The 22,588-nt window shown below is 65.1% G+C and carries 17 protein-coding genes and 4 pseudogenes; 13 read left to right on the top strand and 8 right to left on the bottom strand.

Features of this window, described 5'->3' with window-relative positions:
• Nucleotides 1-606: 606 nt before the first annotated feature.
• The 3 genes from ACGFYN_RS45670 to ACGFYN_RS45660 all read right to left on the bottom strand — a co-directional run bounded on the left by ACGFYN_RS45670 (nucleotide 607) and on the right by ACGFYN_RS45660 (nucleotide 4,073).
• Nucleotides 607-1,761: a DUF3103 family protein gene (locus ACGFYN_RS45670; protein ID WP_393871904.1), complete on the bottom strand. Its 1,155-nt coding sequence runs from the start codon at nucleotides 1,759-1,761 to the stop codon at nucleotides 607-609.
• An 826-nt stretch (nucleotides 1,762-2,587) separates the two neighbouring features.
• Nucleotides 2,588-3,157 carry a hypothetical protein gene (locus ACGFYN_RS45665; RefSeq protein WP_393871903.1) on the bottom strand — a complete coding sequence of 190 codons (570 nt, stop codon included), beginning with the start codon at nucleotides 3,155-3,157 and terminating at the stop codon, nucleotides 2,588-2,590.
• 499 nt (nucleotides 3,158-3,656) lie between these two features.
• A complete protein-coding gene (locus tag ACGFYN_RS45660) occupies nucleotides 3,657-4,073 on the bottom strand; it encodes an ester cyclase (protein ID WP_393871902.1) in 417 nt (138 codons plus the stop codon).
• 425 nt (nucleotides 4,074-4,498) lie between these two features.
• Between ACGFYN_RS45660 and ACGFYN_RS45655 the strand changes: the two genes are divergently transcribed.
• Together ACGFYN_RS45655 and ACGFYN_RS45650 are read left to right on the top strand one after the other, a co-directional pair.
• On the top strand, nucleotides 4,499-4,720 hold the full coding sequence (locus tag ACGFYN_RS45655; protein ID WP_393871907.1) for a hypothetical protein: 222 nt from the start codon (nucleotides 4,499-4,501) through the stop codon (nucleotides 4,718-4,720).
• Nucleotides 4,692-5,000: a transposase gene (locus tag ACGFYN_RS45650; protein WP_393871906.1), complete on the top strand. Its 309-nt coding sequence runs from the start codon at nucleotides 4,692-4,694 to the stop codon at nucleotides 4,998-5,000. Before ACGFYN_RS45655 ends, ACGFYN_RS45650 begins: the two co-directional genes overlap by 29 nt.
• A gap of 37 nt (nucleotides 5,001-5,037) precedes the next feature.
• Here ACGFYN_RS45650 and ACGFYN_RS45645 read toward each other — a convergent pair.
• Nucleotides 5,038-5,271, bottom strand: a pseudogene (locus tag ACGFYN_RS45645) (hypothetical protein); the annotation flags it as partial.
• Nucleotides 5,272-5,521: 250 nt separating this feature from the next.
• On the opposite strand from ACGFYN_RS45645, the pseudogene ACGFYN_RS45640 reads away from it, so the two are divergent.
• The 6 genes and pseudogenes from ACGFYN_RS45640 to ACGFYN_RS45615 all read left to right on the top strand — a co-directional run bounded on the left by ACGFYN_RS45640 (nucleotide 5,522) and on the right by ACGFYN_RS45615 (nucleotide 12,701).
• A pseudogene (locus ACGFYN_RS45640) lies at nucleotides 5,522-7,030 on the top strand (NF041680 family putative transposase).
• A 270-nt stretch (nucleotides 7,031-7,300) separates the two neighbouring features.
• On the top strand, nucleotides 7,301-8,185 hold the full coding sequence (locus ACGFYN_RS45635) for a TIM barrel protein (protein WP_393871901.1): 885 nt from the start codon (nucleotides 7,301-7,303) through the stop codon (nucleotides 8,183-8,185).
• An 89-nt stretch (nucleotides 8,186-8,274) separates the two neighbouring features.
• The gene (locus ACGFYN_RS45630) at nucleotides 8,275-9,162 is read left to right on the top strand and encodes a sugar ABC transporter substrate-binding protein (protein ID WP_393871900.1); all 888 of its coding nucleotides are present in this window, start codon (nucleotides 8,275-8,277) and stop codon (nucleotides 9,160-9,162) included.
• Nucleotides 9,162-10,226 (top strand): ABC transporter permease, encoded by a 1,065-nt coding sequence (locus ACGFYN_RS45625; protein WP_393871905.1) that lies wholly within the window; start codon nucleotides 9,162-9,164, stop codon nucleotides 10,224-10,226. Before ACGFYN_RS45630 ends, ACGFYN_RS45625 begins: the two co-directional genes overlap by 1 nt.
• Nucleotides 10,227-10,229: 3 nt before the next feature.
• Nucleotides 10,230-11,003 (top strand): ATP-binding cassette domain-containing protein, encoded by a 774-nt coding sequence (locus ACGFYN_RS45620; RefSeq protein WP_393871899.1) that lies wholly within the window; start codon nucleotides 10,230-10,232, stop codon nucleotides 11,001-11,003.
• Between the two features lie 741 nt (nucleotides 11,004-11,744).
• Nucleotides 11,745-12,701: a Gfo/Idh/MocA family protein gene (locus tag ACGFYN_RS45615; RefSeq protein ID WP_393871898.1), complete on the top strand. Its 957-nt coding sequence runs from the start codon at nucleotides 11,745-11,747 to the stop codon at nucleotides 12,699-12,701.
• A 316-nt stretch (nucleotides 12,702-13,017) separates the two neighbouring features.
• On the opposite strand, the gene ACGFYN_RS45610 is transcribed toward ACGFYN_RS45615, so the two are convergent.
• Both ACGFYN_RS45610 and ACGFYN_RS45605 read right to left on the bottom strand, forming a co-directional pair.
• Nucleotides 13,018-13,308, bottom strand: a complete 291-nt coding sequence (locus tag ACGFYN_RS45610; RefSeq protein WP_393871897.1) for a transposase — start codon at nucleotides 13,306-13,308, stop codon at nucleotides 13,018-13,020.
• 50 nt (nucleotides 13,309-13,358) lie between these two features.
• Nucleotides 13,359-13,634: a hypothetical protein gene (locus tag ACGFYN_RS45605; RefSeq protein WP_393871896.1), complete on the bottom strand. Its 276-nt coding sequence runs from the start codon at nucleotides 13,632-13,634 to the stop codon at nucleotides 13,359-13,361.
• Nucleotides 13,635-15,497: 1,863 nt separating this feature from the next.
• Between ACGFYN_RS45605 and ACGFYN_RS45600 the strand changes: the two genes are divergently transcribed.
• Nucleotides 15,498-16,106, top strand: a complete 609-nt coding sequence (locus ACGFYN_RS45600) for a hypothetical protein (protein ID WP_393871895.1) — start codon at nucleotides 15,498-15,500, stop codon at nucleotides 16,104-16,106.
• A gap of 540 nt (nucleotides 16,107-16,646) precedes the next feature.
• Here ACGFYN_RS45600 and ACGFYN_RS45595 read toward each other — a convergent pair.
• A complete protein-coding gene (locus tag ACGFYN_RS45595) occupies nucleotides 16,647-17,087 on the bottom strand; it encodes a recombinase family protein (protein WP_393871894.1) in 441 nt (146 codons plus the stop codon).
• Nucleotides 17,088-17,300: 213 nt separating this feature from the next.
• Here ACGFYN_RS45595 and ACGFYN_RS45590 point away from each other — a divergent pair, with 213 nt between their 5' ends.
• Nucleotides 17,301-17,531 carry a hypothetical protein gene (locus ACGFYN_RS45590; protein ID WP_393871893.1) on the top strand — a complete coding sequence of 77 codons (231 nt, stop codon included), beginning with the start codon at nucleotides 17,301-17,303 and terminating at the stop codon, nucleotides 17,529-17,531.
• Between the two features lie 313 nt (nucleotides 17,532-17,844).
• Here the strand turns inward: ACGFYN_RS45590 and ACGFYN_RS45585 are convergent, their stop codons facing one another.
• Nucleotides 17,845-18,048, bottom strand: a complete 204-nt coding sequence (locus ACGFYN_RS45585; protein WP_393871892.1) for a cold-shock protein — start codon at nucleotides 18,046-18,048, stop codon at nucleotides 17,845-17,847.
• Between the two features lie 324 nt (nucleotides 18,049-18,372).
• Here ACGFYN_RS45585 and ACGFYN_RS45580 point away from each other — a divergent pair.
• The 3 genes and pseudogenes from ACGFYN_RS45580 to ACGFYN_RS45570 all read left to right on the top strand — a co-directional run.
• Nucleotides 18,373-18,718, top strand: a pseudogene (locus tag ACGFYN_RS45580) (IS5/IS1182 family transposase); the annotation flags it as partial.
• Nucleotides 18,719-19,029: 311 nt separating this feature from the next.
• The gene (locus ACGFYN_RS45575; protein ID WP_393871891.1) at nucleotides 19,030-21,894 is read left to right on the top strand and encodes an ATP-binding protein; all 2,865 of its coding nucleotides are present in this window, start codon (nucleotides 19,030-19,032) and stop codon (nucleotides 21,892-21,894) included.
• Nucleotides 21,895-22,189: 295 nt separating this feature from the next.
• Nucleotides 22,190-22,345 (top strand): annotated as a pseudogene (locus tag ACGFYN_RS45570) (transposase family protein); the annotation flags it as partial.
• Nucleotides 22,346-22,588: the final 243 nt, after the last annotated feature.

The following is a 22,588-nucleotide window of genomic DNA, read 5'->3' as shown; positions in this document are numbered from 1 at the left end:
ACCGGCCAGCCGCCCGCCATCCTTGGCCGACGCCTACAGAAAGTCAACCCGAGACACCCCCCGATGCTTTGAGTAGAAGCTACTCAAAAACAGCGGGATTTAGTGCCGCAACCAAGGAGCGGCGGAACTGCACAATACTCACTCCGGCACACAGATCTTCGGACTGCAGGCCGCAGAGGCGGGGTTTACGGTGCCACGACCCACGTGGCACCCATAGGCCCCAGCGCGACACCATATAGATCACCAGGCTGCACAAGACAGCCATGGCCTTTGGGCCGCTGCCACCACCCGAAGGCATCCACGTTCAAACGACGTAAGCTGCAGTGTCGGCAAGTACGGATGTATCCGGATGTGGTCGCAAAACGCTTGATGCTTGGCGGTCAGCCCGCCCTCTTGCGGATACCTCATGGCACCGGCCCACTGCGACAACCGCAGCCCGTCAGTCCGCAACATCACATCAGCAACGCACGGCGCAGCGGCACTGTGGCGGGGCGGCGCAGTCCTCTGCTCTGTTGGGGAAGCGTGGGGACATTCAAGGGGCGTCCCCACCACCCTTCTGGGTCCATGTGACGCCCTGGGCTGCGACGAGAGTTGGGTGGGGGCGGCTCAGAATTGCTTCACGAAGTACGGCTCCACGGTCATCCAGCCGTTGCCGCGGGCCCCGTAGCGGGTGCCCTTGTCGCTTTGGGCCAGGGTGTACCAGGAGTCGACGTAGTCCGGGTCGTCCGTCCACCAGTTGTCGGGAATGGCTTCCAGGAGTGCGTTTACCAGCGGGATATATGTCCCCTGATCGGTGACAGTGAGCAGCACGGTGGCGATGGCCTTGGCGAGGTCGCGGTAGTTGGTGCTGCCGTCCTCCTCCATCATCACCGCGTCGGCCAGGTTGTACTTGTAGTAGGACCAGTTGACCAGGATCTGGTTGGGCCGGTAGACGGTCTTTTCGTTGTCGAGATACGGCATGTCGACGGGGTCGACCCGCACCTTGCCGTCCTGCCCGAAGCCAGTGACCAGCGTGTAGATCTCGGCATCGCCCTTGACCCAGGGCTCCTTGTCATCCGAGAGCTTCACCGCTGAAATGCGGGTGCTCCAGAAGCCTCCTGCGCCCGATAGCGCCTCGGCGCCGGGGGGCTGCTGCGCGGCTGGTGCGGCCGAGGCCAGGCCGTAACGGTGGAATTGGTCGTTGAGCACGCCCAGGCCGGCATCCAGCGCCTTTGAGCTGTCGATGTCGATGACGTACACCGGGTGGGAGGGCGTGTCGCGGGCGTCGATGGTGTGAGCCCTGCCCCGGCTGTCGTAGGCGACGGCGGTGGTGGCGTCATCGGCGGCGGTGGCCGGGACGACCCAGGGTGTCGTTCCGGCGCGCAGCGCGCCACGCATCGTCTTATCCCCGAGCCGAAGCCGCAGCAGCGGCCCTACGTCCGCGGCGTCCAGGCCCTTGGCAGCGGCGATCCGGCGATCGGCCGCGGCCAGCATGGTCGTCAGACGGGACCGGCCGTCGTGCCGTGCCAGCGCGGTCACGGCCACCTCGTCGGAGGCCAGGGCGGCGTGCTGGAGGCGGGCGCGCCAGGTGCCGTCGCCGAGGGAGCGGGCCACCGCGCGGGCAGCCTGGCCCTGCGCCACGGTGACGGCCGAGGGTGAAGCCGAAGTGGAGGTGATCAAAGCCGCCGGTGGGGCCGCGGCGGTCTGGCCGACGGACAGGGCAAGCAGGGATGCCGCGACACCGCCGACAGTGCCGAGTCTGAAGGGCTGAGAGGGTCTCACGTGGGTCCTCCTGGGAGCGGTATGCATGGGGCGCGCTGTCAGATGGAGGTGGTGGTCGGGCCTGCTGGATCTGTGCGAGTAGACCTCGAGCCAGTCCTTGATGCGTACATGCCCATTGGGCGTAAAGGGGGAGACTAGATCACGCGGCTCGGAAAATATTGAGCATGGGATACTCGCTTGGCCCGCAGTCGCGGCTGGAGCCCCTTCCGGCGGGTGATCCACGCATCCAAGGAAGCGCTGCAGCTCACAGCCGGCTACGGCCTGGCGGAGTACATCGGCGCGACACTGAGGAGCAGCAGACGACCGCACCCTGGTCGTTCAAACAGACTTCGCCCGGTGGCTGCACCTGGCCGGGGACATTCCCGTGGCCGCACGTATCGCACGAACCATCCTGCAAGCCCGGCGCCACGGGCGGGGCGCACAGCACCCCACGACCCTGGCCACGCCACCTGTTCGCAGTGATCATGTTCGAGATAGGGCAGGACATCGCCCTCGCAGAGTGACGAAGCCGTGCTGGTCCTGCAGAGCCAGCCGCTCGGAGAAGCATCCGAACACGCCTTGAACCGCCCGCAAACAGACCTCAACGCCCCCATCCATCACCCCGCGTTGGGCGATGACCACCCTGGCCGACGCCGACGCCCTGGCCCACGACACCATGTAGTCGGCGATGAGTCGGCCTTTGCCCTTGGCGTCGGAGGGCCGGTCGTCGAGGTCGATGGCGGGCGCTTGGAGCTGAGTCCGTTGCGTTCGTTGAAGAGCACCGTCTCCAGGTGGTCGCCGCCTGTCTTGAGGGCGCGGCCGACGGCGAGGAAAGGCCTGGCCGACTTCAGCAGGTCCTGCGCGAAGTGCAGGAAGCGGTCGGGCCATTCGGGCACCAGGCCCAGGTGAACGGCGTTGTGGCGGACCCGCAGTTGAGGTTGCTGTCGATCCGCAAGCAGTCGTCGTCGTGGCCCTCGCGTGCACAGCGGGCCAGCAGGAAGGCCTTGATGAAGCGGGATGCGGCCGTGGAGTCCTCCCGGTCGGTGGCCAGTTCCCGCAGCATCTCGTGCCAGGCGTTGAACTGGTCCTCGTCCTCGCCAACGTGGGACAGAAGGTAGCTCTTGAGGAGGTCCACGGCGGTGAGGCGGGCGCCACGATCGTTCACCACCTCGAACATCCGGTAGCCGTGGTCGGAGCTGGCCGCACGGATCCCGACCATAACCGCCGGGCTGAGTGCTGCCGCGGGGAGGGGGCATGCTTTCAGGTTCCAGAACCCGTCCACCGGCAAATGACAGCAGACGCCCGCCAGCGGATGTTCGGAGAAGACAGGCTGGAGGTCATGACCTCCGTCGCCGCACTCGCCTCGTTCCTGAACGAACGATGGAACGAAACGGAACGAGACTGCGAGCTCTTCCACGAGCCGGACTGTCCCGCCACACAGCGCAGCAGGCACGCCCGATCCTGCGCCATGCCCCCACCCCACCCAGGTCCGCGCCCGCATCGCCGGGCACCGGCGGATCCTACGGAACTGCCAGCAGCGCATCGGCTAGGAGCAGGCGGGATCGTGCTGGCCGCTGGAATCCATCCTCGCCCTGCAGACCCTCGCGCTGCCCTTCGCACTGCACCCCGCCTTTCAAGACAGCTGGCGCATCCGAACCTAACTTGGCAAACCGCCGGTAGCAGACTCGGATCAGGTTTCCGAATTCAGACCCGTCGGGCTCCTGGGCTACAAGTGTTCCGTAACCTCTTCCTGCCCGGCTGCCGGAACGATTGCGTGATCGCGCCGCGGAACCGAAACCATGAGGCCAGGATGATCTACCGCGGCAGCCGTGGTGATTGTAGGTGTGCAGGAAATCTGCTGACCGTTCCCATGCTCCCGCGCCCCCCTTTTTTTGACGTGCCACACCGGCTCGGGCTCAGGATGACGGGAGCAACTCCAGTTGCTGGAGCATGGAGAGTTGATCGACAACGTGCCAGTGCTCGACAAGCCGGCCGCCGTCCAGCCGGAAGATGTCGACTCCGGCGAAGCGGCATGATCGCCCCGTCGGAGGGATGCCCAGGAAGGTTCCGGAGTGGGTGGCACTGTTGGTCCAACGGACGACGACGCGGTCCCCCTCGGCAATGATGTCGTCGATGCTGAAGGTGGGTGCCAGCCCCTCCACGAGCATGGTCACTCGATCCTTCAGCCCCTCACGCCCCTCACGCTGCCCGGGCAGCGGGTCGTTCTCCTGGTAGTCCGTCGCGGCCAGCTCATCGATGACCTCCATGCGCCGACCGTTGAGCACTTCCTCGAACAACCGGCGTACCAGCGCCTTATTGGTCTCGGTGGACACGTCGCCATCTCCCTGCCAGTGCCATGGGATGCGCTCCACTTTCGTCGGCACCCACTCTCCGGCGGACAGCGTCCCCGATCAGGTCTCAGTGCGGCACTGTCGCCGCGCCGATGCGGCCTCGGCTTCACCCCACCGGCACTGCGGATGCTGCCTGGCCGACCTGCCGGGAACGGCTGTGTGTGATCGAGACGAAGACCATGCACGGGCTGGAGTCACGTATCCAAGCGAAGTGAGGTCAAAACTCAAACTAAAGGCAATGCCGTGACTCTGCTGGTGATGTTGGTAAGTCGCTGACGGCTGGCTGTGTGCGGTGCTTGGCTGGGAGTGCGCCGGGTGGTGTCGTCGGTGGAGGTGGTCGCGGTGTCGCTGCGGCCGGAGAGTCACCAGCGGATCCCGGCGCGGACGGTGCAAACGGCGCGTGCGGCGTGCCCGAAGGGCACCCCGGCCATGCTCATCCGGGACGGCTGGATGTCCTGTTCGAGGACGAGGAGTTCATCGGTCTATACCCAGATGAGGGCAGGCCGGGGTCGTCGCCGGGGCAGCTCGCGCTGGTGTCGGTGCTGCAGATCGCGAAGAACCTGTCCGACCGGGCGGCGGCGGGGCGCGGTCCGCACCCGGATCGACTGGAAGTACGCCCTGGGACTTGAGCTGGAGGATCCGGGGTTCGACCACTCGGTGCTGTGTGAGTTCAGGGCCCGGCTGGCGGAACAGGACAGCGCCGCCGACCGGTTGCTGCAGGTGATGTTGGACCGGCTGAGGCAGACCGGCCTGCTCAAGGCCGGGGGACGGCAGTGCACGGATGCCACCCACGTGCTGGCCGCGGTGCGGTTGCTCAGTCGCCTGGAGCTGGTCGGAGAGACGCTGCGCGCGGCTCTGGAGGAGCTGGCCGAGGCCGCTTGGCTGGCGCCGCTGATCGAGCCGGAGTAGGCCAAGCGGTACGGACGCCGAGTGGAGATCGGCAAGCTGCCGGGCACCGCACGGCGCGGCCCGACCGGCTTCCTCGGCGACGACCCGACAGCCGTCACGGCGGGCGCTTCGTCCTCGGCTAGCGCCTCCAGATACTGCTCCAGACCGATGGCCCGGCGCCTGAGGACCTCTTCCGCGTCCGCCAAGTCCGTGCGCACCCGCACCAATTCCGCCTCGAGTTCCTCCACCCGCACCGCCGCGGCCTTCGCCGGGCTTCCAGAACTGCCCGCATCGACGGCATCCGCCACCCCCACAACATCCCGACCGGCAACGAACCGAGACTTCCGCGACCGCTGCAATCCCATGTCTAACCAGCAAAATCCGCACACGAGGTTCGGAAAGAGAACGACCTCTTAGCTTGACGTTTAACCTCGCCTGTCACCCGACCTGCTGATCTGCGGTTTTTCTCGGGACAGCGAAGGCGGCCGTTCTCCACGCTCCGAGATGTCGAGTCACGAAGCACGAAAGAACGGCCGCTGCGTATGAGTCTCCCGGTCCACGCGCCCGCGGGCGAGGCGTTCAACGTCTTGTCCCGCTTTCGGGCCGGGTTCTACGAGTGTCTTTACGCCCGCGCGGATGCGCTCTTCGAGCTCACGGACGCGGTGCTGTGTGCGGACGGGCCGGTGAAGACGCTGGTCGAGCTGTCGCTGGCGGCCGAGCACCGGCGCGGGCACGGGGCGATGTACGCGGCGTTGGACCGGGGCTGGGCGGAGCCGGCCCGATTGCGGCGCGCGCTGGCGGGCTTGCCGCTGCCCAGGGCAGCCGACGGGCGGATCGTGCTGGCTGTGGACGTGAGCAACTGACTCCGTCCTGACGCCCCGACCAGCGAGGACCGGCTGTTCTGCCATGTCTACGGACGCGGTGCCCGCAGTCGGGATCAGTTCGTGCCGGGCTGGCCGTACTCCCTCGTCGCCGCTCTGGAGACCGGCCGGACCTCCTGGGTCGCGTTGCTGGACGCCGTGCGCCTGGGGCCGGCGGACGACGCGACCACTGTCACCGCTGCCCAACTGCGCGACGCCGTCGAGCGGTTGATCCAGGCCCAGCAGTGGCGGGCGGGTGATCCGGAGATCTGGATCGTCATGGACTCCGGCTACGACGTCGCCTACCTCTCCCACGTTTTGGCGGACCTGCCCCTCGTCCTGGTCGGACGCCTGCGCTCGGACCGCGTCATGCTCCGTGACCCCGGCCCCGCCCGCTGCGGGCCGAAGGGCGGACGACCGCGCCGGCATGGCGGCGTCCTGACCTTCGCCAAGCTCGACAGCTGGCACGAACCCGAGGTCACCACCGTCGCGGACACCACCCGCTACGACAAGGCCGAGGCCAGAGCCTGGGACCGGATGCACCCCCCCGACTCACCCACCGCGGCCCGTGGCTGGACCACGCGAAAGAGGAACTGCCCATCCTGCACGGCACGTTGATCCGTCTGAAGGTCGAGCGTCTGCCGGGCGACCGCGACCCGAAGCCGGTCTGGCTGTGGTGCTCAGCCACCGCCGCGACAGCGGCGGACGTGGACCGCTGGTGGCAGTCCTTCCTCCGCAGATTCGACCTCGAGCACACCTTCCGGCTCATGAAACAGACCCTCGGTTGGACCGCCCCGAAGGTCCGCCACGCGGACACCGCCGACCTGTGGACCTGGCTCATCATCGCCGCCCACACCCAGCTGCGCCTCGCCCGGCCCTTCGCCGAGGACCTACGCCGCCCCTGGGAACGACCGGCCGAGCCCCGCCGACTCACCCCGGCCCGGGTGCGGCGGGGGTTTCGCAACGTCCACGCGACCACGGCCCGTCCAGCGGAGCTCAATGGCAGCATGGTGTCGAAGCCGAACCAGACCGCCTCCGCGGCGACCGGGCCGAACAACGGGTCGCCGCCCGCAGCCCACGCAACACCTCTATTGCGCCACCGGACACGGTGTTCAGCGTCTTCCAAGCGCAGCGCACGCACCAGGAGGCTCCCGAAGCATGAAACGAAGGCCCCCATCCTTTAAGCATTGATTGCTCACGCTGATGGGTCCGCGGCAAACGACAGTTCCCCCTACCAAGAGCAGCACAGTGGCTAGTGTCGCCGAGGCATTTTGTTGTCCGGGCCTGCCTACAGGGCGGCTCACCTCATTGCTCCTTACTTGCCCACGCTACTGCACCAAGCGCTCCGTTTGCTTTGCTTTGTCGAACACGCGGTTGCTGGCCCGAACGCTGCAGGAAAGCAGGTCGTTGACCCAGGAGACGGGCACTGGGCGGAGCCATGCTTTCGAAGGATGTATTCGTATGAGCATCGAGAAGCGGATCGCTGGCGCGCCCATTTCCTGGGGTGTCTGCGAGGTGCCAGGGTGGGGGCATCTGATGTCCCCAGACCGTGTCTTCACGGAGATGCGGCAAGTGGGGCTTGCCGCGACAGAAGCAGGTCCGGATGATTTCCTCCCGTGGGGTCGAGAGGATGTAGGGGAATTTCTCGCTGGACAGGGCCTCGGATTGGTCGGTGGGTTTGTACCGACCGTGCTGCACCGGAATCCGGCCATAGCGCTAGCCGCGGTGCGTCTTGCAGCGCAGCGCTTCACCGAAGCTGGCGGTGACGTTGTCGTGCTGGCTGCGGCTACAGGTGAGGTGGGTTACGACGGCCGGCCGGAACTGTCCACCGCTGACTGGGCTGTCCTGTGTAAGACGTTGGACGCGGCAGTGGAGGTCGGTGCGGAATATGGCGCGAGCGTGGTACTGCACCCACACATGGGCACCGTCGTGGAAAGCGGCGATGAGGTGTGGCGCGTACTGGATAGCACAGAGATTTCCCTCTGTGTTGACACCGGACATTTGCTGATCGGCGGGGTCGACCCGTACGAGCTGGTGCAGCAGGCAGCCTCCCGGGTAGGTCACGTGCACTTCAAGGACGTCGATGCGTCCATTGCGGCTCGTGTGCAGGCCGGGGAGCTCTCCTACACCGCTGCGATAACGAAGGGGCTGTACTGCCCACTTGGTGACGGGGACGTCGATGTCAGCGGCATCGTGGCCGTCTTGGAAGGTCACGGGTATGGCGGATGGTACGTGCTGGAGCAGGATCTTGTTCTCACCTCGGAACCGCCTTCCGGTGACGGGCCCGTCCTCGATGTCACGGCCAGCCGCGATTTCCTGATCAGCTCTTACTCACAAGGAAGGTGACAGATATGAGGCTCAGGTCAGTGGCGGCCGCTTTTGCGGCAACTGCGATGCTGCTCGTGGCGGGCTGTCAGTCGCAGGGCAGGTCAGACGTGGCCGAGAAGCCACGTCACAAACTGAAGATTATCGCCGTGACCCACGGACAAGCAGCGGATCCGTACTGGTCCGTGGTCAAACGCGGCTTCGACGCAGCCGCCCGTGACCTTGGTGTGAATGTGTCATACCAGTCTCCCCAGACATTCGATATATCTGAGATGCAAAAGCTCCTCGCTGCGGCGATCGCTCAGAAACCCGATGGCATTGTGGTGTCGCTGCCGGATGTGGACGCACTCGGGCCCGGCGTCAAGAAGGCGGTGGCCTCCGGCATCCCTGTGGTGTCCATCGATTCCGGCGAGGACGAGGCTCCCAAGCTGGGGGTACTGACGCACGTGGGAGCCAGCCAGTTCGACTCCGGCAAGCAGGCCGGTGAACGACTCGGCCGCATGGGGGTGAAGAAGCTGGCGTGCATCAACCATGAGCAGGGCAACGCCTCATTGGATGTCCGCTGTGAGGGACTGCAGGCCGGTCTCAAGGCCACCGGTGGCACAGCCGTCAACCTCGCCGTCAACGGGAAGGACCCCACTGACTCGCAACAGCGGATCACTGCGGCGTTCAAGAGCGGCTCATACGACGGGGCGGTCGCCCTGGGATCGCTCGGTGTCGAGCCCCTGCTCGCTGCGGCGAAGGCGACCGGGTTTAAGGGAAAACTCGCGTCCTTCGACCTGTCACCGGAGATCCTGCGTGCGGTCGATGAGGGAAAAATGACCTTTGGTATCGATGACCAGCAGTACCTGATGGGATATCTTCCCGTGCTCATCCTTGTTCAGCATGCCGAATACCGTCTGACACCCGCCCAGCTGTTGACCCCGACCGGCCCCGCGTTCGTCACCCGTGAGAACGCAGCCGCCATCATGCAACTGGCCAAGGAAGGCGTGCGGTGATGAACTTCCCGTCAAGGCCGCTGCGGTCCGTTGCCCCGGCGCCCGACCCGCCTGAGATCGATGCCCGAGTCCGTCCGCTGAGTTCCCTGCAGCGTGTCATGTGCCGCCCGGAGTTCGGTGCAGTCGTGGGGGTCGTGTTCGCCTGGACCCTGTTCTCCAGCGTCAGCGGGTCCGCGTTCAGCTCCGCAGCAGGCACAGCCAGCTACCTCAACTCCGCAGCCGAGCTGGGGATCCTGGCCGCTGCCGTAGCCATGCTGATGATCGCGGGAGAGTTCGACCTGTCGGTGGGGTCGATGGTGGGGGCCGCAGGCATGCTGATGGCCATCCTTGTGGAGCAGTTCGCGGTGGCGCCGTGGCTGGCCGTGGTCCTCGCGTTGCTGTTCGGTGCAGCGTACGGGGCACTGAACGGGTGGGTCGTGGTCAAGACCCGCTTGCCCTCGTTCATCGTGACCCTGGCCGGCCTGTTCGTCCTTCGCGGCCTCACCATCGCGCTCACCCGGATGCTCACCGGCCGCACTCAGGTGGGGGGGGTGGCCGAGGCCAGTGACGGCACATTTGTTAAGACCCTGTTCGCTTCGAGCCTGGGACCCTTCAACATCTCCATCGTCTGGTGGCTCACGGCCGTCGTAGTCCTGACCATCGTGCTCAGCAAGACATCCCTGGGGAACTGGCTTTTCGCGGTTGGCGGCACCACGGATGCTGCCCGCAATATCGGTGTCCCCGTCGCAAGGGTGAAAATCACTGCATTCATGGCCACGGGCTTAGCCGCCGCCCTCGTCGGGGTGATTCAGGTCATGGAGGCCGGCAGCGCGGACACGCTGCGCGGCGAGCTGAAGGAATTGGAGGCCATTACCGCCGCGGTGGTCGGCGGGGTCCTCCTCACCGGGGGCTACGGATCGATTGTCGGCGTCGCCTTCGGTGCCCTGACGTTCGGCATCATCAAGCAGGGGATCTTCTTCACCGGACTCGACACCGACTGGTTCCGGGTAATCCTAGGAACTCTTCTTCTCGGCGCCGTGCTGGTCAACAACTGGCTGCGCGCCCGCGCGCTGAAGGCGAGATGAGAGATGAGTGCACAGCCGCTGGTCCAGCTCACTGGGGTGTGCAAGTACTTTCTTGGGGTCACCGCCCTAGAAGGCATCGACTTCACCGTGCGCTGCGGAGAGGTGGTCTGCCTGCTCGGTGACAACGGCGCCGGCAAGACCACTCTGATCAAGGTCCTGTCCGGTGTCCACCAGCCAGACAAGGGAGCATTCCGGTTCGCCGGAAGCCAGCGCCATTTCACCTCTCCCCGGGAGGCGAAGTATGCCGGCATAGCTACCGTCTACCAGGACCTTTCCATGATCCCGCTGATGAGCATCGCCCGGAACTTCGTCCTCGGTTCCGAACCGACCAGGCGGGTCGGCCCATTCCGCTTCTTCGACGGTGCAACAGCCAGGAGGATCGCCAGCGAGGAACTGGCTCGGATCGGGATCAAGATCCGGGATCCCGACCAACTCGTCGGCACCCTCTCCGGCGGCGAACGCCAGTCGGTCGCCATCGCCCGAGCAAAGCATTTCGGCGCAAAGCTGCTGATTCTTGATGAACCGACCTCCGCACTCGGGGTCAAGGAATCCAGCATGGTCCTGCGCTACATCGCCCAAGCCCGGGACGAGGGACTCGGCGTAGTGTTCATCACACACAACATCAACCACGCCTACGCAGTAGGGGACCGGTTCACCATCCTTAACCGCGGCCACTGCGTCGGAACCTTTACCAGGGGAGACATCAGCCGAGAGCAGCTCCTCGACCTGATGGCCGGCGGCGTGCTCGACGACGCCGAGGCGGCGACCGGTGACTGACAGGCAGCGGACCGACACCCCGTGCGCCGCCGAACCGTCCCGTGTCCCCTCGCCCAGCGGCTACCCAGGCTATAACTGGGCCCAAAACCAAGCAGAGGTATCGACGTCGATGGTCAAGCTGCCCAGCAGGTAAGGGACCCGAGGGGCGCACTGTGCGAGTGGACGTGACCAAGGACTTCTCCCAACGAGCGCAACAAAGAGGTGATCTCCTCTCACCGGGACGCTGGCCACGCCATCACCAGCATGACCGGCGCCCCCATCCCGGTCGTGGCGCAAGACCCCAACAGGGTCCGCCAGCACCTGGACTGGACCCCGCCCGGGGCGACCGGGCAGTGACGATCTTGGTGCGCGCTGGTCGGCCTGGCCCCCCATGCACCGAACACATCGAGGTACCGACCAGGCGCCTCGGCGCGCCGCGCCAGCTCCGAACGCCGCGCAAGAACGGGACGCACGACCAGGCAGTCTTCGTGTAGAACGCTCTGCCTTTCTGTGATGTCCCATACCTGCGCTTCCTCCATGCCCCTTCGCCGCCGTCACGGCCCGCCCTCGCCTCTCCTTTGAAGCGGCATCTCCACTCATCAAGGACAGCGACGAGTGCCAGTACCGGATGCATCAGATGAACCGTTAAGAACTGCCATGGCCGTTGGACTACCAACATCGAGATCCATGACCCGCCTCAGCCTATGCCGAGAAAATCCCACACGTCGGCAGAGCGCCCTTCACGCGAAGAGGAGTTCCCACATGAATACGTCATCCCTGCAAAATCCATTCCGTCTCGGCCTTGTCGGAGCGGGCCGCATGGGACAGACACATCTGCGCGCCCTCACCGACAGCCCCACCGTCCGCATCACCGACATCGCCGATCCCATGGCTCAAACCCGCGAACGGTTCGCCCGGGGCGGATTCAACACCCACCCCAGCGTGGACGATCTCCTGTCGTACGGCGGCGTCGACGGCCTGCTGATAGCCGCGCCGACCGGGAATCACCTTCAGCTCATCCGCGCTGCAGCGACCGCGGGAATTCCAGTCCTGTGCGAGAAACCCGCCGGACTCACCTCCGGCCAGATCCGCGAGGCCGGCCAAATCGCCGCCCAACACCGTATCGCGTTCCAGGTAGCCTATTGGCGTCGATTCGTACCCGACCTACTGGCCCTGCGAGAGCAGATACGATCAGGAGCCCTAGGAGAAATCCACCTCATAATCGGTTTCCAATGGGATGAACACCCACCCTCACAGGCTTTTCGAGCCGGCAGCGGAGGCATCTTCATCGATATGGGAGTACACGAGTTCGACATGATTCGCTGGCTCACCGGCCAGCAGATCACGTACGCCAGTGCGGTGTGCGCCGACCCGGCCGGACGAACCCGCGCTTCCCATGACTGCGATAGCGCGCAGGTTCTCATGAGACTCAGCGACGGGAGTACGGCCCTAGTATCACTCGGTCGCTTTTTCCCTCGCGGTGACATGGTCGAGGTAGAGACATTCGGCAGGCTTGACCACAGCCGAATCACCGTCATCGATCCCACCCATGGCGAAGGGGCAATGCTCGATGCCCTTCGCAGGCAGGCCGAAGCCTTCGCCGCGTACGCCACGTCCGGCCGACCGAGCGGCGCGAACACCGAAGACGCACTCGCCGCTCTCCTCGCCGCCGAGGAAGCCACCCAATCGATCCAACACATCCAAGCCGAAGACAGATGATGCAACTGGGACGACACAGCTCAACGCGACCGCGCCCACATGGAGTGTGCAAGACCATCAAACGCTCCGAGGGGCCCTGACTGAGTGCACAAGACGAGTAGCTGCTACCCAAGCGCCTGGCCGACTCGCATGGTCGAATAGCCAGCTGATTGCTGTCTCTGCGGACTTGGGGTGGTTGAGGTTGATCTATTTCACTGTTGCGCCGTTGCTTGTCCAGGCAGTTTTCCAGGTTTTCCAGGCTGTCTGGATTGTGGGGCTACGCTCTCATGATCCAGATGTCTTTCCCGGCAGCGAGGAGCACACTGCAGCACTGTCGTCAGTTGACGATGGCGCCGCATTCAATCTCAAGCACTGACGGATGGTGAGCATGGCGGAGCGGGCCAAGTCCAGCGAACAATGAGGACACGGGAAGCTGGAGAGACCTGGTGTCCCAGCGCTGGCTGGTGACCTTCTCTGGCTGCCTCGCCATGTTCTGCACCCACTCCCGCAGGGTCGCCCCGTTGACGCCCAGGTCAGCAGCGATGCTCTTGTACGTCGCCCCGGGTGTGGACTCACACAGGGCCACGGCATCGGCCTTGAACTCGTCCGAGTATTCCTTCATCGCCATCGACGGTCTTCTCGCTTCCTCCGCAGATCCAATATCAGCGTGTCCACCACTCAGGGGGAGGCCCCGACCTCTTTCTGTCTGGGCGAAGCGAGGCCGAAAAAGACGAGCAGAACCATTTGACGGCACCAGGCCATGCGTGATGCGTAGCGAAGCGTATGCTTGGCGGCCGCCTGCGCGACCCGCGTCTTGCAGCGGCCAGTGGCGTCAGCGCCCAACATATGCAGTACCTCGCGCCGGACGCAGTCGCGTTCAGGCAGGTCCGTAGGCTGTAGCGAGGTGCAGAACAGGGCAGAGGAGAGCGCCATCAGCGCCTCTTCGCCGATCATGGTGCCTGCCGGAGTGCTGAGGTGCATTGAGTGGCTCATCGCAGACCCATCCGAAGATTGCCGACCAAAACGACCCATCCATGGTCCTTTCAACCGAGTCGCTCGCGTCGATCATCTATGGCAGCGAAAACAGAACGATTGAGTAAAAGCTACCTATCCCCAGCAGAAGTGTGTCCTGCCCGCCAGCGGCTAGGGCACTCGCACGCGAGTGTGATGCCGCAGGTCGATAGCACCTGTTCATTACCGGGTCTCTCGATGGCCAAACCATATTCCTTTTGAGTATCAATTACTCAGGTGCGGCTCGGTATCGACGGGGAGAGTCACGGATAAGAGGAGTCGCGGGCTTTCAGCGACCGCCGCATGAGCCCGCTCCTCCCTAAACCGCCCAGAGCTGTGTCTTGGGAAACGATGGAATACCTTTCAGTGTTTCCCCTTCCGTCTCTATCTTCATTCCCTAGGGCCGGACGGCTTGGCCAGCATGCACATGCCAGTTGGGCGGACGAGGGCGGGGCCCTACACTCCCCGGGGTCCCCGCCCCGTATACAGCAAGAATACCGTTTGGTCCCCCGGCCTTTCCTGACAGGGTTGGAAGGATCTGCCCTCGGAAACAGCTCCCGTGGGGAGGTTCCGCCGGTGAGGGCGGGTTCTTTGCACCTGACTGGAACCCTGCCTCGGCGCCTGAAATCCGCCTTTCCCGCGAACGCGGCGCGTAAGGTGCGGCCTTATCATTGTTAAGAGGTTGGCGTATTCTTTCTGATGGCCTCATGCACTTCTACCACCAGATAGAAAATATTGTTGATGCAGTGATGCCGTCCATGCCGCGCTGGCGGAGGCCGACCTGATGCCGGACACGCTCACCGTGAGTGAGCGCTCTTGGCCCTCGCCGTTAACTGCTGGCTCTCGCGGACTGGCAGAAGGCGACGTTGTGCTGGTCCTCGGGCACCGGCTGACGGCACGAAGCCGCCCACAGCAGCGGCCTGCCGCTCCTGGACCGCCTCGCGCTCCAGCCGAATCGCCGCCATGTGCCCTGCTGCTGCAAGAAGAGCAGCCCATCGCGCCGTGCGTGCGGACAGAGTCAGCTCGTCCTCGCCCCGGCCTCGATGACCAGCACCACCTCGGGGGCCAGCCAGTGTGAGGCCAGGTCCGCCGAGTGCACCGGCCTGATCAAGATGGGCCGCTGGCACGTCGGTGACCGCGACATGGTCGGCAATGTCGACTGCGACGCAGTGGTGATGCTGTTTGCCGATTGTCGACCCCGGTCCAGATCTTCAACATGGCCGCCTCCGCCGGCTATTCGTTCGGCGGTTCCGCTAGCGATCAAGTCACATATCCCAATGAGCGCTTGTGACCTCACGCCACCCTGAAGAATGCTGGCGCTCGATCGACCCGCCTCGTGAGCGTCCCGGGCCTGGCCCACCCCAGTGCCAGATGAGCAGACGAGTCCGTCCGGTGCAGGCTGCATTCCAATAGGCAGACCTAGAGTACCTAGTACTCTTTACGTCGACTTGGATAATTTGTATAAATTAACGAGCGGAAGGACGGCCCTAGTTGGACCTGACATGCGGAGGAGGCGGAAAATTTATCCGAATTCCTGCCGCCATGCCGATTTGTTCCGTCCGTCGACGACCTAGAAGCCCGCACCAGGGCGAGGGACGACTGAGGTGCGTGCGATGCAGGAAAGGAGGCGACAGTTGGCGCTACCCCACAGCGGAGTCCACGTTATGATCCGCTACCTAACGCGTGGCATGCCAACTCGGCGATGGCTTTTCATGCTTGCCGCACAAAATACTGCTCCGCTTGAACCGCAGCAACACCCCTCAGTGGTCCACCTGTCTCCACATAGGAAACAAGGGGTTAGGGTAGATGGGCGAGAGCCTTGAATACGCTTCGTCTTTACTGCGAGATCCACACCACTTCCACTGGTATATTGTGCCCCTTCTGGCACTCGTCATTTATGTCTACGCAGTGGAAATTGAACGGCGCAACTGGAAAGCCGTGGCTGCAGGTCTCGCGTTCTATGGGGCAGAGTGGTTCATCGAGGTTGTAAATGCCCTGTGGCTACACTTCTCCGGGCGCGCCCCTCTTTGGGGGACTCCGGCGGACTCAGCCTACGTGATCCTGACTGGGCTCAATATTGAAATTTCATTCATGTTCGCCATCTACGGCATAATTGTGGCGAAAGTACTCTCCTCAGTCAAGAACCGCTTCCTGGTCATCATCATCTTTTCGTTCTTCTGTGCCGCCGTCGAGACCGTACTGAACTACTGGGGCGCACTTACATGGGACTACTGGTGGTGGGGCTGGCCTCATATTTGGTCGGTAATCCTATTCGCCTACGGCCCGGGCACCGCTATCGCCGTTTGGGCGCACGACATGAAATCAAATAGGTTAAAGTGGAGCCTTATTGTAGGCACTTTCGCGATGGATGCGGCCCTCCTTTGGGTGGGAATAGGCGTACTGGGATGGATCTGAGGAGCCATGCAGGCAGGCTGTCTCGGAGCGCTCGCACCCCTGTCCTGCGCACCATTCGCTTCGCCGCGACCGCAGCAGCACGGCGCTACCACTCGACGGCGTGCCGCACCTCCCCCTCCGGAATGTCCAGGCGGAACCCGCGCACTGCGTGACACCTCCGCTCGCGCGCAGCACACGCACCGGTGGAAGCCGCCTTGGCCTTGACCACCACCGAAAGGCCGCACCATGGTCTCCGCGTGAGCGGAGGTGAACCGGCGATCCCTACCGGTCCACTTTTCAGCCGTCGCCGACACACACCAAATGCTGGGCCTCACCCTGTCCGGTGATGTCAGCCATCCCCGTCCAAGTGCGCCGGTTTGCGCACGGGGCCATGGGGCCGGCTCCGGCCGGACGGCTCGGGGCTACCGGTGGGGGCGGGGCAGCTCAGCCCTGCATCTGCGCGGCCCAGATGGGGGGTCATGATGCGGAGCAGGGTCGAGTCGACCATTTCGACGAGGTCGGCGTGCTCACGGTGTGCCCAGGTGTCCCAGCCGGGGCCGCTCATGGCCTTCTCGTGCCACAGGAACACCGCGTCGTCCGGGGCGGTGTTTTCCTCGTTGCAGGCGCGGCAGATGCGCACGGTTTTGCGAAGGCCCCTTTGGCCGTGTTGAGGGTGCGGGTGCGCTCGCGCAGGGCGATGCGACGTTGCGCCTGTGTGCGGACGGATCCGAGCAGGACCTCGTGGAGCGAATGGAAGCCAATATCGCGCTGAGGCAGCCTGGACACGATGGCGATCGGATCCGGGAGCGAGCGGCCCAACCGGTCGAGCGAGGGCACCACCAGGGTGTCCCCGGGATGGAGATAGTCGAAGCACTTCCACAGTTCCTCGCGCTCCGCGTTCTTGCGCGACTTCTTGTCGGCGAAGACCCGCACACAGCCCGCCGCGTCCAGGGCCGCAGTCTGCCGATCGAGCCACTGCCCTTCGTGGAGAGGCGCGCGCACCCGCCCCGGGCACCGGAAGAGGTCGCGGGGAAGCTTCCACCGGACTGTCAGCGTCGGCCCACTCAGCGGTGGTCGTCGTGCGCGGCACCCTACAGAAAAAAGGGGTGCGTGATGTGTTTCCGGACGCCCATAGAGCTCGTAACAGGATCATGAGCGGGCCTTCTTGAGACGCCTCCAGCCGATGAGGCTGCAGGCCAACGAGACGAAGGTGCCGTGGAGTTCAGTTCGGCGTTCCCAACGGACGGCGAGGCGCTTGAACTGATGGAGCAAGGCGAAGGTCTACTCGACGACGTATCGGAGTTTGCCCAGGCCCAGGCCCACCGCGGCACCGTGTTCATCTCCGGCCACTTCACCGTGGCCTCCCGAGGGGCAGCCCCGATCACCTCGGTCGCATCCATCCGCCGCGGCCACAGCATCTCCGACAACAGCACATGCGTTACCTGACGGCCGGTACAGCGTGAACGACGAGGACGTACGAACAGCCGAGCCCCGAGAACACCACGAATCTCCCGCGGCCGACCATGTCGCCACGGCGCGAGCACAGCCCCGCACGCAGGACACATCAACTCTCCGGCCCGCAGCTGGCGTTGCACGCAGACGACATCGGTGTCGACGATGAGCACCCCACGCTTCTACCTCGTGCACACACCGTGTCGCCGTGCACGAGACGGAGGTACCGCGCTCGGCGCCATGGGTGAGCGCGGCCAGACACGCGCCCGGCACCCTCCACGGTGCCGGGCTTGTTCGGGTGCTGGGGTCAGATGACGCGGATGTTCTCCGCCTGGGGGCCCTTCTGGCCTTGGGTGATGTCGAACTCCACACTCTGGCCTTCCTGCAGTTCGCGGTAGCCCTGACCGGCGATGTTGGAGTAATGGGCGAAGACGTCTGGACCGCCGCCCTCCTGTGCGATGAAGCCGAAGCCCTTCTCCGCGTTGAACCACTTCACAGTGCCCTTGGCCATATCTGTCTCCTTCGAGGGGGGTCGGGCCCGCACAGTCGGGCCCGGCGGTAGTCGCCTTGGTCCGGAGAGGGCGGTGCAGCAAAGCGCCCGCGGGCAAGGTGACCGCGGGCGAACGACTTCGGAAACCACGACTGCTCTGTGGATCACGCTAGTCCCTGCACCGAGTCACTGCCAGGCCGAAACCCCGCCAGCCTCGTCGTGTGCCGGTGCAGGCACTGCGGCGTGCCGCGGAAGGCGACCGCCTGCAGCGATGCCCCGTTCTCGACACGTGCCAGGACTTCACGATCCCCGCACCGGTGAGGGGTCTGTTGAAGGTGGTGCGGGAGGGGGCGGGACGGCACGCGGCGGGGCCGGCCGTGGTCGTTGCCGCTTGCCGAGCGGGTCTTGATGGTCGCGGCGAACGAACCTGATCATGCGGCAGCTGGTGCCGTGGTCGGTGTCTCCTCGTCCACCGTCTGTTGGGTGATCCAGCGGCTGGGGCCGCTGCTGGCCGTCGATGGTCTCGCGCTCCGCAGATGCCCCGGACCGGATGTGGATCGTCGACGGCACCCTCATCCCGGTCCGCGACCGGAAGTTGGGTGCCTCGAGCCGCCACTTGGGGGTCCGGGGCGGGCCATCGCCGGGGCGTCCAGCGGCCCTATTTTGGCAGCGTGGCAGATTGCCGTCACGGTCGAGTGCTCTACCCCACTTCTCCGCGGCCTCCTGTTTGTGGCCTACCCGGTCAGCAGCTGCATGAACGCCTTTCTCCGAGGCGGCCCCAGGCCGCCGCCTGGATTTGGATGTGTGCGCTCCGAGCGGCGCGGCCCAGCCTCCTGCATGATCAATATCTCTGAACAGTGATGAACGTGCCCGTGAGGGTCGGAATCATGGAGAAGGGGCTTGCACCGAGGCCCAGACGCTAAACGCAACGGCGTCGGCGTTGAATAACCATCCGGCCTTGGATCAAGCCCGGTCAGCTGCTCTGAGCGTATTCTTGTCAGAATGACAGATGCGCGGTTCCCCGGTCTTCTGGAGCGGGAGGTAGAGTCCACCGCTATCCAGGATGCGGTGAAAGCTGCGTCGCAGGGTCACAGCGGACTGTTGCTGGTGGAAGGCCCGGCTGGGATCGGCAAGACCCGCCTACTGCGTGTAGCCCGGGCCGCAGCCGACGAGCTTGGGCTGAACGTGGCGCGAGCCGTGGGCTCGGAGCTGGAACGCGACTTCGCGTTCGGTGTAGTGCGCCAGCTGTTCGAACCACTCCTGGCTCGCACAGAGCACAGCGAACAGGATGCGCTGTGGGAGGGTCCAGCCTCCCAGGCCCAGGAAATCTTCACCACCACAACCGGGCTGACGGCCGGGGACTTCGCCGTGCTGCACGGCCTGTACTGGCTCACCGCCAACACCAGCCACAACCGACCGTTGGTTGTCGTGGTGGACGATCTGCAGTGGTGCGACATTCCTTCCCTGCGTTACCTGGTCTACCTGCTTCCTCGCATCGAGGACCTCAGCCTGCTCATCGTTATTGCACTGCGCACCGGCGAGACGCCCACCGATGCGCTTTTGCTGCAGCAGATCACCGCCAACCCGGTCGTCCAGGTGCTGCGCCCACGCCCGCTCAGTGCCCTAGCCACCGCATTGCTCCTGGACCGGGCGCTGCCTGGCAGGGTGGAGCAGGACTTCGCAGCCGCCTGCCATGAGGCGGCTGGCGGCAACCCGCTGCTGCTGTGCGAACTCGCACGAACCATCGTCGCCGACGGATTGGAGACCAGCACCGCTAGCGCCACCCGTGTGGCCGATCTCGGGCCGCGTGCGGTGGACCAGCTCGTTGCGGCTCGCCTGGCCCGCCTGCCGCAGGAGTGTATTGCGCTGGCACGGGCGGTGGCAGTTCTCGGCGGCCATACCGATCTGACTCTCGCCGCTGCCCTGGGCGGACACGACCTGACCACCGCCCTCGAGGCAGCCGCCGGCTTGGAACGGGCGGGGATCCTGCACGTCCGGTACCACGATGGCCTGCTTACCCTGTCGTTTGTTCACCCCTTGATCCGCACGGCCGTATATGGCTCCGAGAACCTCGCCGACCGTGCCACTGCCCACCTCCGAGCCGCACGGCTATTGGCAGACGCCGGCGCCACCCCTGAACGGATAGCTGCCCACCTGCTGCGCGTGACCCCTACAGGTGACGGCGACACTGTGGCGATGCTGCGGGCCGCGGCCGCCCAGGCATCACGCCGCGGTTCTCCCCAGGCTGCGGTCACCTATCTCGAACGGGCCTTGCATGAGCCTCCCTCCGACACCGAGCTGAGCGCAACGCTTCTCGAAGCAGGACAGATTGCGGAGGCGGTCGACAACGACGCCGCCGTGCGATACCTGCGACAGGCGCTTGCTCTCACTGCCGATCCGCTCAGCAGAGCAGAGATCGCGCGGCTCTTGGGCCAGCTGTTCTTGTTGCTCGGGCAATTCGAGAAGGCTGCTGCCGTATGGTCCGAAGCCCTGGCTGAGCTTCCCCCCGGCCAGGAAGACCTCGCCCGCCGACTGCATGCCGGCCTGATCAACCTTGGCGTGCTGGCGCCCGGCCTGGCCCATCTACGGGCAAAAGCCTCACAGTTGCGAGACCTGCCGTTCCACGACAGTCTCGGAGGACGCGAACTGGTCGGCTTGATCGCCTGCTGGGAAGCCTGCCGGGGCGAACCGATGGCGATCGGACATGCGCATGCGGCACTGTCGGACGACATCCTGATCACCCAGGCCCCCGGGGGTTCCGCTCTGCCCGGTGCTTACTTCGCCCTGGTACCCGCCGACGACGCCGCAGTCATTCAGAGCATCGAGACTGCCATCGCCCAGGCCTACCGACGAGGCGCGGTGAGAGACCTCGTTCCCGCTCTCGCCTACCGGGCCTTGGCCCGGCTCAGGCGCGGTGACCTGGCCGCCGCCGAGGCTGACGCCCGCGAGTGTGAGACTGCGATCGACAGCAGTGCAATGGCCGTTGCCCGCCCTTTCCTTGGCCCTTTCCTCGCCCACATCCTCCTAGAACAAGGCCGCACCGCCGAGGCCGAGGCAGCACTCACCTGGATGGGATTGCCAGATCCTCTGCCGCCCAACGGTCCTCTGTTCTTCTATCTCGAAGCCCAGGCCCGTCTCCTGCGCACCCAAGGACACCTCAGACACGCTCTTCATACCGCGCTGGCTGCTGGCGATCGATTCGCCGCCCTCGATGGATCTAATCCAGCAATCTGCGGTTGGCGCACCGAGGCCGCGCAATGCCTGCACATCCTGGACCGCGCTGACGAGGCCCGCGCACTTGCCGCCGAAGAACTCACCTTCGCTCGCCGGTGGGGCGCACCCTGGGCGCTGGGACGGGCACTGCGGGTCAACGGACTCGTAGCAGCCAAGGATGACGGTCTTGAGTTCCTCCGGGAGGCCGTGAAAGTGCTGGAGAACTCGTCAGCACGCCTGGAGCATGCCAAGGCCCTGGCTCATCTCGGTGCCGCATTGCGTCGCGCCGGCCACCGCCGCGATGCCAGCCCCCACCTGCGTCAAGCCCTCGACCTTGCCACGCGTTGCGGCGCTAGCCCTCTGGCCGAATTCGCCCGCGACGAACTTAAAGCCGCCGGCGGGCGCCCCCGTCGGCCCGAGTTGACCGGTCCCGGCTCGCTGACCTTTAGTGAGTCCCGAATCGCTGAACTCGCCGCAGGAGGAGCTACCAACCGCCAGATCGCTCAAGACCTCTACGTCACTGTCAAGACCGTTGAGGTTCACCTGTCGGCTGTCTACCGCAAACTTGGTATTACCAGCCGCGCCCAGCTTCCTGCGGCCCTTAGGTCTCCCAGGCCGGCGAACGCGCCGTCGAGGTCTGTCGGCGCACGGTGAGCAGCTTTGCGGGCCGCGAAGAACGAATGCGGCCTGGCCAATACGAGGTGTGCCGGTATCCGGCTGGTACCGGCACATCACCCTGACCATGCTCGCCCACGCCGTCCTCACCGCCATAGCCGGCGGAGGGCGGAAGGGCAGCCGCAGAATCGGTTCCGGCGCTCTCGCCCCGGTCACGGTGGCGGAAATCCGGCGACTCCCTGGCAGCTGACCACACGCTCACGCACAGACGCCGCACCCGCCACGCACTGAACTGGTCCCGCTGGCTCCGCCGCCAACAGGCCACCACCCGTCACGGCCCGTCAACCGCGCGCTGTCCGCGGCACGGGCGCCGGTTGAACGCGGCGTGGCACGACTGAAGACCTGGCGCATCCTCTGCAGATCCCGGTGCAACCCGAATCGAATGTCGTCGATCGCCGCGGCCGTCCTCATCCTGGAGCGGCAACGCTGAAAGAGCTCCCTAGGTTGTTCTGCGGGAGGCGGTGAGCCCTTCGTATGGTTCATCCACCCAGGGGTGCCGGGTGTGGTTCAAAAAGCTCTGCCGCTTGTGGCTTTCAGTGATTGGCCGCCCGGTGCCCCACGACGACTCGGCTGCCAATTACTGACCTCTTCGGGGTGTTGTCGGGGTGGTGACGGGTGGTGATCCCTGCGGTAGGCCGGTGGTATGCGGTACGCGCAGGGTGGCGGCCTGACC

The sequence above is a fragment of the Streptomyces sp. NPDC048419 genome (genome assembly GCF_043200415.1).
GTDB lineage: Bacteria > Actinomycetota > Actinomycetes > Streptomycetales > Streptomycetaceae > Streptomyces.
This window is presented reverse-complemented; position numbering and strand designations above follow the sequence as displayed.

Bases quoted from the DNA above. Each gene is read 5' to 3' on its own strand.
- ACGFYN_RS45635 (WP_393871901.1), top strand. From the start codon at position 7,301: ATGAGCATCGAGAAGCGGATCGCTGGCGCGCCCATTTCCTGGGGTGTC.
- ACGFYN_RS45625 (WP_393871905.1), top strand. From the start codon at position 9,162: ATGAACTTCCCGTCAAGGCCGCTGCGGTCCGTTGCCCCGGCGCCCGAC.
- ACGFYN_RS45620 (WP_393871899.1), top strand. From the start codon at position 10,230: ATGAGTGCACAGCCGCTGGTCCAGCTCACTGGGGTGTGCAAGTACTTT.
- ACGFYN_RS45615 (WP_393871898.1), top strand. From the start codon at position 11,745: ATGAATACGTCATCCCTGCAAAATCCATTCCGTCTCGGCCTTGTCGGA.
- ACGFYN_RS45610 (WP_393871897.1), bottom strand. From the start codon at position 13,308: ATGGCGATGAAGGAATACTCGGACGAGTTCAAGGCCGATGCCGTGGCC.
- ACGFYN_RS45605 (WP_393871896.1), bottom strand. From the start codon at position 13,634: ATGATCGGCGAAGAGGCGCTGATGGCGCTCTCCTCTGCCCTGTTCTGC.
- ACGFYN_RS45600 (WP_393871895.1), top strand. From the start codon at position 15,498: ATGGGCGAGAGCCTTGAATACGCTTCGTCTTTACTGCGAGATCCACAC.
- ACGFYN_RS45585 (WP_393871892.1), bottom strand. From the start codon at position 18,048: ATGGCCAAGGGCACTGTGAAGTGGTTCAACGCGGAGAAGGGCTTCGGC.
- ACGFYN_RS45575 (WP_393871891.1), top strand. From the start codon at position 19,030: ATGACAGATGCGCGGTTCCCCGGTCTTCTGGAGCGGGAGGTAGAGTCC.